Source organism: Nitrosopumilus sp. b2, assembly GCF_014078535.1.
Lineage (GTDB): Archaea > Thermoproteota > Nitrososphaeria > Nitrososphaerales > Nitrosopumilaceae > Nitrosopumilus > Nitrosopumilus piranensis.
On the sequence record NZ_MU078702.1, the window covers coordinates 464,953 to 478,591 of the forward strand.

Annotated in this window: 12 protein-coding genes; all 12 read left to right on the top strand. The window is 32.1% G+C overall.

From position 1 onward, the window contains the following. Positions 1-5: 5 nt before the first annotated feature. Positions 6-212: a hypothetical protein gene (locus C6989_RS02730; RefSeq protein ID WP_182126282.1), complete on the top strand. Its 207-nt coding sequence runs from the start codon at positions 6-8 to the stop codon at positions 210-212. Beyond that, a complete protein-coding gene (locus tag C6989_RS02735) occupies positions 169-1,764 on the top strand; it encodes a peptidase (RefSeq protein ID WP_182126283.1) in 1,596 nt (531 codons plus the stop codon). Before C6989_RS02730 ends, C6989_RS02735 begins: the two co-directional genes overlap by 44 nt. Positions 1,765-1,827: 63 nt before the next feature. Continuing rightward, a complete protein-coding gene (locus C6989_RS02740; protein WP_182126284.1) occupies positions 1,828-2,220 on the top strand; it encodes a hypothetical protein in 393 nt (130 codons plus the stop codon). Continuing rightward, entirely contained in the window at positions 2,213-2,713 is a 501-nt protein-coding gene (locus C6989_RS02745) for a winged helix-turn-helix transcriptional regulator (RefSeq protein WP_182126285.1), read from the top strand. The genes C6989_RS02740 and C6989_RS02745 overlap by 8 nt, the downstream gene beginning before the upstream one ends. A 91-nt stretch (positions 2,714-2,804) precedes the next feature. Beyond that, positions 2,805-3,938: a peptidase gene (locus tag C6989_RS02750; RefSeq protein ID WP_255464620.1), complete on the top strand. Its 1,134-nt coding sequence runs from the start codon at positions 2,805-2,807 to the stop codon at positions 3,936-3,938. Positions 3,939-4,334: 396 nt separating this feature from the next. After that, complete coding sequence (locus C6989_RS02755; protein ID WP_182126286.1) at positions 4,335-5,357, top strand: AAA family ATPase; 1,023 nt, start codon at positions 4,335-4,337, stop codon at positions 5,355-5,357. A 12-nt stretch (positions 5,358-5,369) separates the two neighbouring features. Next, positions 5,370-6,242, top strand: coding sequence for a DUF58 domain-containing protein (locus C6989_RS02760; RefSeq protein WP_182126287.1), 873 nt, complete (start codon positions 5,370-5,372; stop codon positions 6,240-6,242). Then, a complete protein-coding gene (locus C6989_RS02765; protein WP_182126288.1) occupies positions 6,243-7,193 on the top strand; it encodes a vWA domain-containing protein in 951 nt (316 codons plus the stop codon). It begins immediately after the preceding gene. 40 nt (positions 7,194-7,233) lie between these two features. Further along, entirely contained in the window at positions 7,234-8,529 is a 1,296-nt protein-coding gene (locus C6989_RS02770; protein ID WP_182126289.1) for a hypothetical protein, read from the top strand. Next, entirely contained in the window at positions 8,526-9,866 is a 1,341-nt protein-coding gene (locus C6989_RS02775; protein WP_182126290.1) for a hypothetical protein, read from the top strand. Before C6989_RS02770 ends, C6989_RS02775 begins: the two co-directional genes overlap by 4 nt. Positions 9,867-9,934: 68 nt before the next feature. Continuing rightward, positions 9,935-11,704 carry a hypothetical protein gene (locus C6989_RS02780; protein WP_182126291.1) on the top strand — a complete coding sequence of 590 codons (1,770 nt, stop codon included), beginning with the start codon at positions 9,935-9,937 and terminating at the stop codon, positions 11,702-11,704. A 43-nt stretch (positions 11,705-11,747) separates the two neighbouring features. Continuing rightward, positions 11,748-13,625: a cupredoxin domain-containing protein gene (locus C6989_RS02785; protein ID WP_182126292.1), complete on the top strand. Its 1,878-nt coding sequence runs from the start codon at positions 11,748-11,750 to the stop codon at positions 13,623-13,625. Positions 13,626-13,639 lie beyond the last annotated feature (14 nt).

Sequence of the window (13,639 nt, forward strand, 5' to 3'; positions counted from 1 at the left end):
ATACAATGAAAGACATCAATGATATCATGCCAAAAGTTCCTAACATGAGATGGGGAGCTTTGATGAACAAACCGCCTACTAATGATAAAGTTGAAGAGATGAACAAAATTTTTCCAAGTAATGGTAAATGGCATACCATCTTTGAAGAAAAAGATTCAGTTACAATTGATGGAAAAGAAATACGTAAAAAAGATCCAAACAAGTGGACATAATTTGAAAAATTATTTTCTATTACTTTTACTACCTTTGTTGATTGTATTTGCTTTTGATGATGTGTTTGGTCATGGTGTGGGAAGTGAAACATTTCCCCCTGTGGAACTTGATGGAAAGCAAGTAACCATAGAAGTTTCTTCATCACAAAGTAATCCTGAAACAAATGATGATCAACAAATTTCTATTTCGATGATTGATTTTGATTCTAAAATTACTTTACGTGATGTTACTTTCCAAATAAAAGCTGAAAAAGGAGACCAATTTCTTTTTAACCGAGAATTCAAAGCAGATAATGGGTTTCTAGTTTTCAACTTTGTATCTGAAGACACTGATTCTGTTGTATTGGAGGAAGAAACTGGGAGCAATATTTTTGGCTCATTGTTGGGATTAGATAGCAGATTAATTCATGTGAAGGGTCCAAAACTAAGCGAAGGTGGGTTGTACAAATTTGATATTAGTGTACTTACGGCTGATGGATATTCTAACACACTTGAAGATCCACTAGTATTCAATGCAGGAATTTCAATTGCTCAGACATCTCAACATGATTTTGTTGATCCAAATTTTGGGGACCAAAATATCCATGTAGTTACTTACTATGATGAAATTTCTGACTTCCAATATGATCCTGCATCAAAAGAAATTAGATACTCTATGCCGTTTGAATGGAGTTATTCAAACATTAATCAAACATCAGTTGTACATGAAGAACTAGTTATTCCAAAAACGTTTGGTGATTTGCTTGTATCTGGATTCACCATGTTCATTAATGGAGTCCAACTTTCTGATGATGTAACAACAATAGATGATTTTTTTTCTGATGGACGTATTGTTCATTTCATTATTTATCAAAAAGAATTACTCACTGTTTTTGAAAATGGTTCAAATGAAAATGGTATGAATTTTGTAATAAAACCTGACAGGGATTATCCACATTTGAGTTCAGTTACTGAGAATGGACAATTTAGAATTCTTGTATCTTGGGAACCTGAAAACCTCAAATCCAATTCAAATGCAAAAATAATTTTTGACGTAACTGATGTTTTCCTAAAAAACAAACCTGTTTCAACAACCTATGAATTTTCTGTTACACAAAATAATAAAGTAATTTTTGAACAAAATGGAGTTAGTACTAATTCAAGAGAAGAACATAATGTTGTAGAATTTATGGTTCCACAAGATGTTTCAGGAATTGTATATCTGAATTTTAATAATTTAGATAATAATGATCTTGCAAGAACAAATATCCCAATTGTAATTGATAGAGTTACAACTCAAAAAGAAATTACAATCCCTGATTGGATTAGAAATAATGCTTTGTGGTGGTCTCAAAAACAAATTGATGATAATACGTTTGTGCAAGGAATTGAATATCTTATTAAAAATAAAATTATTGTAATTCCTGTAACTGAACAAGGATCTTCGGAATCATCAGAGATCCCTTCGTGGATTAGAAATAATGCTGCCTGGTGGGCAGAAGGTTCAATTGATGATAAGACATTTGTCCAAGGACTAGAATTTTTAATTCAGAAAGGGATTATTCATATTTGATCGTTTCTAGTTCGAGACATGAACCAGTTGCCTTAAATGAATAATTAACTGAATTATACTGCTTTGTTTAGGCCTGAAAGAATAGTTGAAAGAAAATCTACGTTATTTTCTGTTGTAGTTACAGGTGTAGTTGCAATTCTAGCGTTGCCAATTATAGTTCCGCACTTGTTTCATGGCTATCATTTAGCACACATCTTTTTGCATGTGGGAGGAATTTCTTTGGCTGTATTCATTACCGTTCTTGCAATATTTGCGTATCACAAACTACGAACAAAACGACTTTTATTTAGTGCAATTGCATTTGCCAATTTTATTGGTGCAGAAATTATTTTACTAATTGATGCCACTTGGCCTACCGTATACGACTTTGATATAATGTCAATTTCAGAAGTAGGACATTTATTGACGTTTGTCACATTAGGATTATTAGCATTAGGAGTGTTTAGAAATGACTGATAGAGATTTACAAATTCAAGATATCATTGAGAAAAACCCTGGAATCCAATTCCGTGAAATCATGCGTTCATCTGGATTGAAAAATGGTGTTTTAAGTCATTATCTGGATAAACTAGAGAGAAATGGAATCATCAAAGCAGATCGTGGTCCAAGACAAGTTAGATTCTATCCACCACAAATTACAGAAGATGAATCAATTGTAATTAAAGCATTAAGAAAACAAACTCCACGTGATCTGTTACTTACATTAGTAAAAGAAGACGGTTTAGAATTTTCTCAATTAGTTAAACAAGTAAATAAATCACCTTCAACTGTTTCATTATATCTATCACAACTAGTTGATGATGGATTGGTAGAAACAAAATTTGTTCAACTTAAAAAAAGGTATCATATTAAAGTCAGAGATTTGATAGATAAGCTAGTTGAAGACTATAGACCAAGCCTACTTGAGAAACCAACTTCTGGATTCGAAGATATCATTAACTCTTTCTAGAATTTCTTATCTGCAGATATTTTTTCTCTTTGGTCTGTTTACTATTATTTTTCTTGGTTCTCAGCTAGTTTTTGCTGATGTATTTGTTCCATTGCATGAATATCTGGGATACTTTGATTCAAATGGAATCTATACTGTGGTTGGAAATGTAAAAAATGAAAACAATTTTGCAGTAATTCCAACAATTACTGTTTCACTTATTGATGACTCAAAAACAATTTCAAAAACAATCAAACATGTACCGTTAGCTGCTGGAAAAGAAATTCCATTTAAGATAAAATTTCCTGAAATAAAATCAAATACTCCTATTCTAGTTAATCCTAAATTATCATTTGAAAAAACAATTACACATGAAGTTCCAATTCAAATAATTTATGATAAAACTCTAGTCAAACATGATGATGGCCATATCTCAGGAAGAATTCAAAATACCGGAAATGAAACAGTATACTTTCCAAAAATCTTTGCAGTTGTTCATGGTTATGAAAATGTACTAGATATAACTCAAAATATTGAATATATTGAAAAAATTGAACCTGGTGAAATTTTAGACTTTACAATGTATCCTGATCCTGCAATTACTGAAGATGTCTTTTACTATAGCTGCTTTGCACCAGTTGATACCACTGTAATTCCTGTTACTGCAAAGAAGAATGGTGGTGATTTTGACTTTAGATATGACTCAGGGGCATGGTATTCAGCTGCAAAGTTTGATGAATCTGGAACAACAATGACTATGCGTGGATACAACAGTTATCCCTTAGAAACATATGCAAACTTTGAATTTGCTCCAATCTCTGGAAATGAAAAATTTTCTGTTACTATCAATGATGAGCCTGTAGAATTTATCCAAAGCATTGATGAGATGGGATTTTGGCATGTTGCATTTACAGTTGAACCTCAATCTCAGGGTATTTTGAAAATCTCAGGCTTTGAAACAGGATTGCCTCCAGAATTACCTATTATTCCTAATTGGATAAAACAAAATGCTGATTGGTGGTCAACTAAACAAATTTCTGATTCAGAATTCTTAGAAGGAATTGATTTTCTTTTTGAAAAGCAAATTCTATCTGTTCCAACACGTGAAGTTATTTCTGAATTGCAATGGAAGATTCCTCAATGGGTACAAGCTCCTGCAAGTTGGTGGTATGAGGAAAAAATTACAGATGAAGAGTTCTTGAATATCATTGAAAATTTAGTTAAGCGAGAAATTATTGTAATTTGATCTAGATGATACAATAGAGCTTATGCTCTATGATATAGATATGTACAAACTTGGCTGAAAAGAATTTGATTTGAACTAAAGTATATTCAGATACTGATAGATCTGGCTTTAATCCACACAGGTGAACACTACAAATTCAAAAACTATCTAATTTCATTTTGAATACAGAGGAAACTGTAAAACATCATTACATGTTTCAATGGATATGTCCATCCATATTCAATATGATGATTGTATGATGTTAAACGCCATGAAAAAATGGATTTACTTTTTCAGATGACCATTTTATAGAAATAATTGAGAAAATTACAGTTTGTAATATCATGCGTATTACGTACTGGTACATCTTTCGAATGAACCAGTCTGATATTTATTCCAAAAATGGCATTCTAGGACATGGCACTTAGAGAGAATAACATAAACTATTCTGTATCAAATGAGGATATCAAAAAACTAAGTGAACAAGCTAAAAAATATGCCGAGAAACTAAATGCAGTTTTTGAGGAATCACACAAAGTTGTGATTGGTCAACAAGACGCTCTGCAGAAAATTCTCATTTCAATAATTTCTGATGGTCATGTACTTTTAGAGAGTGTTCCTGGTCTAGCAAAGACATTGATGGTAAAGACAATGGCACAAATTTTTAATGTTGATCATGTTAGAATTCAATTTACGCCAGATCTGCTTCCGGCAGATATTTTGGGAACAAAAATTTACAAGAATGTTTCAGGATCTTTTGTAACACAAAAAGGTCCTATATTTCATAATTTTATTCTTGCTGATGAGATTAATCGTGCACCTCCCAAAGTTCAATCAGCATTACTTGAAGCAATGCAAGAAAGAAATGTTAGCATATACGGAGATACATTTGAATTAAAAAAACCATTTTTAGTTCTTGCAACACAAAATCCTATTGAAAACGAGGGAACATACAAACTTCCTGAGGCACAAGTTGATAGATTTGCTTTAAAAATTTTAATTGATTATCCTTCCAAACAAGAAGAACTTGAAATTATTGAAAAAAATTCTTCTGAACAAGAAGATAAAGTAAAAACAGTTATCAGTCCTGAAGAAATATTAGAAATTCAAAAATTCAATGAGAAAATTTATGCTGATAAGGTAGTTACAGAGTACATTGCAGATATAGTAAATGCAACACGAAATCCAAAAGAATATGATCTGGATTTAGAAAATATGATAGAATTTGGAGCATCTCCAAGAGCATCAATTTGGCTAATGAGAACTGCAAAAGCAAATGCCATGCTTAATGGAAGAGGCTTCATTATTCCTGAAGACATCAAAGCAGTTGCACACGAAGTTTTACGTCATAGAATAATTTTGACATTTGAGGCAGAAGCAAATGGAATTACTTCTGATAAGGTAATTGATTTTGTTTTAGAAAAAATTAGTCCTCCCTAGGGTACGAAAACCATGACAGATCTCACAGAACTCTTGAAGCAGGTCAAAAACCTCGATATCAAAACCAAAAATCTAGTCGAAGGCATGGAGTCAGGTGCATATAGATCCAGATTTCGAGGTGGAGGTATTGAGTTCTCTGAGGTAAGAGCATATGCTGCAGGCGATGATGCCAGAAGAGTAGATTGGAACGTCTCGGCTCGGTACAATGATCTTTTTGTAAAAGAATTTGTCGAAGAAAAAGAGCTTAATGTCTATATTGTCATGGACATGTCTGCAAGTAACGATTTTGGTTTTGTTAAAAGTAAAAAAGAACTTGGATTTGAAATAACAGCTTCTTTGATGTTTTCTGCATTAAAGAATAATGACAGAGTTGGATTGGGTCTATTTACAGACTATTTAGAAAAATTTGTTCCAGCAAAGAAAGGTAAAAAACACATGATGGAAATTTTAAAAAAATTATTAGAATATACACCAAAAAGTACACAAACTGATATCTTTAGATCACTATCAGAATTACAAAAAAATCTAAAACGCCGAAGTGTTGTTTTTGTTGTTTCAGATTTTATGTCAGATTCATTTGTAAAGCCACTACGATATCTCAAACTAAAACATCAGATTATTTTAGTAAATATTTCAGATATTCATGAAACAGCGATTCCTAAAATTGGTCACGTATATTTAGAAGATGCGGAATCCGGAGAACAAATTTTAGTAAATACTTCTGATAAAAAATTCCAAGAAGAGTATTCCAATCATATCAAGAAAACAAGAGAAGAAACTGAATATGAAATGAAAAAATTGGGAGTTGATTTTTTGAATCTTTCAAATGAGGAACCATTTGATGTTACATTTAATCGATATATTCATAGCAGGAGACGAACGTAAATGGAAATTCATTTTGAATATCTTTATGCATTATTCTTGCTCTTGATAATACCTGGGTTGTATGTTCTTTACGCAAAATATAATTCTGAAAAAAAAGACTCAATTATGAAATTTAGTTCACTAAAAATTGTAAAAAAATCTGTAATGGGAAAAAATTTTCTGAGAAAACATTTGCCATTTGTTTTGATGATGGGAATTCTAGGGTTAGTGATTATAGGTTTTGCAAATCCTCAGATTCCAACATTTTCTGTTGAAAATGGAATCAACCTGAGCATAGTTTTAGATGGTTCAGAGAGTATGGCTGCCACAGATTACGAGCCTACACGTCTAGATGCAGCAAAGAATGCCATTAGTAATCTGATTTTAAAAATGGGCCCACAAGACAATGTAGGAGTTGTTCTCTTTGAGTCAGGGGCCACAACAATATCCTATCTTACACCTGATAAAGACAAATCAATTAATGCAATTTCATCAATAGAACAAGGTCAAGGTGCTACTGCCATTGGCGATGGACTTGCACTTGGAATTGATATGGCTTCATCAATTCCTGATAAGAAAGGTGTAGTGATCTTACTTAGTGATGGAGTACATAATTCGGGATTAGTAACACCACAAGAGGCAACAGAATATGCAAAAGTCAATGGTGTTCAAATTCACACAATTGGATTAGGTTCAGTTGAACCTGTCTTTCTACGAGATGATATCTATGGTGAACCCCAATATGCAGAATTAGATGAAGATACACTTGTTACAATTGCACAACAAACATCTGGAAATTATTACAAATCACTTGATGAGCAAACACTAAATGAAATTTTTGCTAATCTTAGTTCTAATCTGGATTATGAAATGGAATACTCTACTATACGAGATTGGTTCATAGCTGCTGCAATTGTATTGTTGTTGATTGATGCTTACCTTATTTATGGCAGGTATAGAATTGTCGCATAAGTTTTCATATTTTAAAAAAGAATTTGCAGCAATTTTTTTATTGGTACCACTAATCCTTGTAAATCCTGCATTTGCAGAATCTACAGAAATTCATATGGATTGGTTAATTGAAGGACAGATTGTAGAAGAAACTGTTACAACCCAAGAAGTTGAAATAGTTTCAAATTATGCAGAACTTGTAGTTGAACCTACAGATTCTGCAAAACCAATCTATGACAAATTCATTACTGGTAACAAGTATTCAATTGGAGATCACAAAATTACAATTAATTCAGAAGAAGGTCAGATTCTAAATGGGGTATTAATTGAACAACGAGATCTTAGACAAGAAAGTTTTAAACATAAAATAAAATATTATGATAGATTTTCAGACGGCTATGTTGAAATCGCAGAAGCCTTGTTAGATCCTATTGGAGACTCCAAATATCTCATTAAAGGACAGTCTTTTGACTATAACCCAAACTCAAATTTGGAACTTTTTGTGCTTGAGCGTGGTTACAGCATGGATAATTTAGAGGCAATTCCAAATGATATCTTTACGCCTAAGGAATTCACATTGGGACGACAATTAATGGATGATGCCATACGAAGTGGTGATGGCGAATTTGACTTAAGAGATTATTCTCCAAACTATCTCATACTAACTAAGGAACAAATTCAAGAAAAGATGAACAATGCATTCACCGAACAAACCTCACAACTATTTGATGGAATAATGTCTGGAGAAAAACTTCCAAATCAATTGACTGAATCTATAGCTATTCCACAGCCATCAAGAAATACAGGAAGCATATTTGATAATTTTAAATTTGAAGAACCAAAATTCGAAAATACAAAACATATCCATGATTCACTACAAAGTAGTCAATTGCAAATATCTGAACTTACGCAAAAGTTTGAAGATTTATCATTCTTACTAATTATTCCAATATTTGTAGCACTAGCAGTGTTTGGATATATTTTACGAAAGAAATTGTCCTCAAGAAAATATGAAGAACCGCTATTACAAGTCTCAAAACCTCAACCTGATTATAGAGAATTAACACAACAAATGATCATCAAATCTCAAAGCCTATATGATAACAATCAAAGAAAAGAATCTTTTGAAGCTCTTAGTCAAGCAATACGATACTACTATTCACAAAATTTGGAAATATTCAAAGAAATGACAAACCATGAATTACTAAACGTTCTACATGAATCAAAATCAAATGTATATGGTCAGGTAAGAAATTGGCTATTGCTTTGTGGAAGTGTAGAATATGCAAAATATGATTCAAGTGATGATGACTTTAGAAATGTACTCTCAAACTTCTCAAAGGAGGTTTCTAAATGATCAATCTCAAAACCAGTTCATTATTTGGACTTGTTATTTTCCTACTTGCAATTTCCTTTCAAAGTCTGGTGTTTGGAGAGAATTCTGAGGCTGAAGTATTTCCTGATTGGGTAAAAGAAGCAATTTCTATTTGGGTAAGTGATCAAATCTCTGATTTTGAATTTTTAGCATTAATTCAAAATATCCTTGATAAAAACATCTTACCTGATGAAATAGAATCTCAAGAAATTCTGGCAAATACTGCAAAGACTGTAATTCAACAAATTCCAGAATTATATGGAGAAAAAACTTCTGAATTAATCCCGTATTGGGTAAAAGATAGAGCAGAGTGGTGGGTTGATGGAAAAATAAATGATTTACAATTTCTTAGAACAATACACTACTTGAGAGAAGTTGGATATTTAGAATATAATCCTGAACAAAGTATTTTTTCAAATGATGACACTTTTCAATCAAGTCTTGAAAAATATTTGTTAAATGACAAAGATATTTTGGACATTACAAAAGAAACAAAGTGGAGAATTTTTTCAACAGAATACGAATTTGAAGAAAAAGAAGGAGTTATCGATTCTGTTAAAGTAACTTTTAATGATATTACAAGAATTTATGAACCGGTATTTTACAAATTTAAAGTACCCACACTTACTATGCAAATATCTGAATTTAACAATAAAAATGATTTAGATAACTACTGGAATTCTTTTGAAGATAGAGACAAAGATAAAATCTTTGATTCAGCATATCTCACTGGAAAACCAAATAATAATTCTGAATGTTTGTTTAATTATACTTCAGATGGTGCATTAACATCATGCACCTATAATAATTTCATTATCCATGTTATCATCTTTGATCAACATGATGAACATTACAATTATGATACAGCCAATCTTATTTTAGATGAAAACGAGCCCACAACTCGATTTATGAGTGAAATTTTGAAGAAAATTAGTTTTTACAAAAATGACTTTGTAAACTCTCAATTGCACACTGTTTTGCAAGGAACAATTCAAGAAAATAATTCACAAGAGTCTATTTCAAACATTCAAACTGTCCCAAAGTCTATTGAACCAGAAAAATCTGCAACACAAGGAGTCGAAAATTTTTCGTGCATTCGTGATGACTTTGGACTAGTAACAATCTCTGGTCAATACCACAATGATAATCTAAAACGTTCTCAAGTAGAACTTTTGATATCCTTTATAGATGCTAAAGATAATGTCATCGGAAAAACCAGTACAACTTTTACCGATCTTCAGGAATTTGAGTCAAAAAGATTTGTAGGTCATTCAAAATGGAATAAAACTTTTCATTCCTGTCAAATTGAGATAAACTAAAAGATCTAATGGTACATTTATCGAATGAACCATTCCCATTATATTCAAAACTAGGTTTTACATTTCATATGGCAAAAAGCACAAGCACAATGGTAATTTTTGCATTTATGGTAATTTTAATATCTACAATTACAATGTCATCTGTTTACGCTGAAACTGGTTTTACAAACGTAAAAAAATCTGCAGGAATAATTATGAAATTCTGTGCAAATGAAACTTTCAAACTACAAGATTGTAATGAAAGATACGAAGGAATTGGATGGACTGATAGAGTTAATGTTTTGGTTTATGCTCCTGGATGGAATGAGGATGAACACAAAATTGAAGAAATTGGTACTACCTCTAATCCTATAGATGTCTATACTGATGCTAAACGTGTAAACAATGTAGAATTTTCAGAAACTGGTCCTGATACCGGAGTGTTTATGGGAGTTGTAAAATTAACTGGTCAAATGGGTTATACTGTTCATAATACCTATCTTACAACCATCAAAACACCTGGAATGAGTATGGATATGGATATGGCAAATCTCTCAGCACATGATAGAGCAGTAATGATTGGCACAAGTCCACAAGATGGAAGATTAACAGTATCTTGGGAGTTTAACGAGGACGAAGTAATACAAAAATCTGCATATTATGAATGGCAAATTGGTCAAGCAGAATTTCATAAAGATGCTTACGATGTAAATGAAAAAGTAACGTTTTTCATAAGAGATAATGATTTGTGGAAACATCACAGAGAATTTTTTACAAATTATGTCAAAGTCTACTCTGATTCAGATAAATCAGGAATATTTGTTGGTGTCCAATTTGTAAAAGATATGGAACATGCAAAAGTTGAAAGTGGATTTAATGATCGACACTTAACTGAACCTGCTGCAAGTTCTTTAACAAAATACACTCCTGATGGGCAGTGGAAGACTTACTTTTGGACTGAACCAGGCGGTGTCATTGGTGTTGATCAAGATTATGATCTAAACCTAATGATACATGATGGGTTGACCGACATTCATGAGATGGGTTTATCCTATGATATGGATATTTACGTTAACGGTGAATTAATAGAATCAAGAAACAATCAATATTGGGTAGATGGACAGGGAGTCGAACCCATTCATTTTGATGAAAGAGGTTCAGCAAAAATTGTAATCTCTAATATTTTTGATCAACCAGATCAAGAAGTAAACTTTTCATTCCAAGTAGCCCCTGAAGCAATTTTAGAAGAAGTTGTACCTAGGCATGGTGCTTATGAGGAAGGAAGCACTCCAAATTACTTCGTAGGATACGAACATCCTCACTACATTAATTATCTTCCTGGAGAATTCTATATGACTACTGGTGATTCTTCTCAAGAACAAAATAGATTAAGAGTTTCAAATGGAGATACAATTTATATAGAATATGATGACATTACTCTACCTAGACCATATACTCAAGCAGATAGTTTAGAGATAGTTGGAAAAGCATTGGTTCTTGATACAGGTGTTCATATGGTTTCAGATGGTGCTGAATTGTTTGTTGAAACGCCAAGACCAACAATCACTCCTGTATCAACTGACATTGAAATTCCTAATTGGATAAAGAAAAATGCAATCTGGTGGTCTGATGGACAAATAAATGATCCCGACTTTGCTAAAGGAATTGAATATCTAGTTCAAGAAAATATAATTACAGTTACAACTATTGAAGAATCAGTTGACGAAGAAGCAAATATCACATCAATTCCTATGTGGGTAAGAAACAATGCAGCATGGTGGTCAGAGGGTCATCTTACTGATGTAGAATTTGCAAACGGAATTAAATTCTTGATGGCTTCTGGACTAATCAAAGTCTGAGAATTTTTGTTAACTTAAAATAATTTACAAAGTTATGATTTACATGAATCATAAATTTTTTCTTGGATTATTTTCTTTTGTTTTAATTCTTGGTTATGTACAAATCGCATATGGTGGTGGTTCTGGTAGTGAAGAAAGTGATGTTCTTTTTATCAATCAAAACTATTTCAAAGTCCAATTAGAAACAAGTCCTTCAATTTTAGAAGGCAATGAAGAACATGTTATTTTTGATATTACAACAATTAATGATGATACTGGACAAATAGTTCTAGGTGCTGAATATAGAATTGAGATCTTTGATGGACAAGGAAACCTGATTGTAGAGTTTAATGTGTATTCTCCTGATGAAAAAATTCAGACGTTAATTGTACCTAGTCAAAACCTGAATTTTTTAGGTGAACCTGCACAAAATGGTGCCTGGATAGCCTCAAATGATTCTCCTCTTACAATTGAGGCTCCCTTGTTTTTGGAAGGAGGTTTGGTCGATGTTCAAATGACACTATTATCAATTAATAATGAACCTGTATCTGGAACTGATACAACATTTCAAATTTTGTTTACTATGGGAGAATTTATTCCATTTACAATTGATATTGATGATACAACTCATGATTTGATGTTTGCAACATATTTTGATAAAATAGAAAACTTTCATTATGATCAAAGAGACAAAAAACTTACTGCAGAAATGCCATTTAATTGGGATGAAAATTTTATTGAATCAATACCATTTGTTCATGCTGAATATTATATTCCAAAAACAGTGAAAATATTTGAAAACCATGAAATTTTATTAACTGTAAATGATATTTCATATTTTGGTACAATAGATCGTTCTGGTAATGATGAAATTGTAGTCCACTTTTTGATTTCCTCAAAAAAACTACTAAAAATGATTGATGAGAATCCTCCTGAATTAAATGACAAAATGATCTTTGGTATTCAATCAGGAAAACTACGAGATGTACAAAAGAGTGATGCATCATTAGAAGATGGTGATAAAATTATTCAATTATCGTCTGAAGAAGATTGGAAATTTCATTTGTCATTATCTCCTAAAGGAAAAATTAATCCAGGTAATGATATTACATTACACATAGAATTTCATGATCCAATTTCTAATGTTCTAATTCAACAAAATATCTATGACCTAGATGTTTTTCTTAATGGTAAAATTATAGAATCAAAAAAAGGATTAGAAGCTTTTGATGGAACAGATTCTGTTAAAGTAAACTTTGATGATGTTGGATCTGTACTTGTAAGGATTTCAAATGTTAACGGTTTTGATACTTCAGGAGAATTTTCATTCAAAGTATCTGAACCAAAAGTAGAGATGGAAGGTGATTATTTTGTAGATATTGCAATAGACTCATCGTTACCTGGATGTGAAAATGATGACTTATGTTACATTCCTTCTAATCTGAATATTGAGCCTAGTCAAGTTGTATTGTGGGATAATAAAGATAGTTTTGCACATACAGTTACTTCTGGAAGTCCAGACGATGGCTCTTCTGGTAGTTTTGATAGTGGAATTGTTGCAGCAGGAGAGAAATTTTCATTCAAATTTGAAAAACAAGGAGTTTTTGATTATTTTTGTACATTACATCCTTGGATGACTGGCTCAATAACAGTTGGTACACCTCAATCAGCTGTTCCAGCATGGATAAAGAACAATGCTGGTTGGTGGGCAGAAGGTGCAATTAATGATGATGCTTTCATCCAAGGAATTCAATATCTGGTTAAAGAAGATATTCTAAAGATTCCCCCAACATCACAGGGACAAGGTACAGGTTCTAACGAAATTCCAGCATGGATAAAGAACAATGCTGGTTGGTGGGCAGAAGGTGCAATTAATGATGATGCTTTCATCCAAGGAATTCAATTCCTAATTAAAGAAGGAATTTTACAAATTTTAAATTGAAAAATCTTATTATA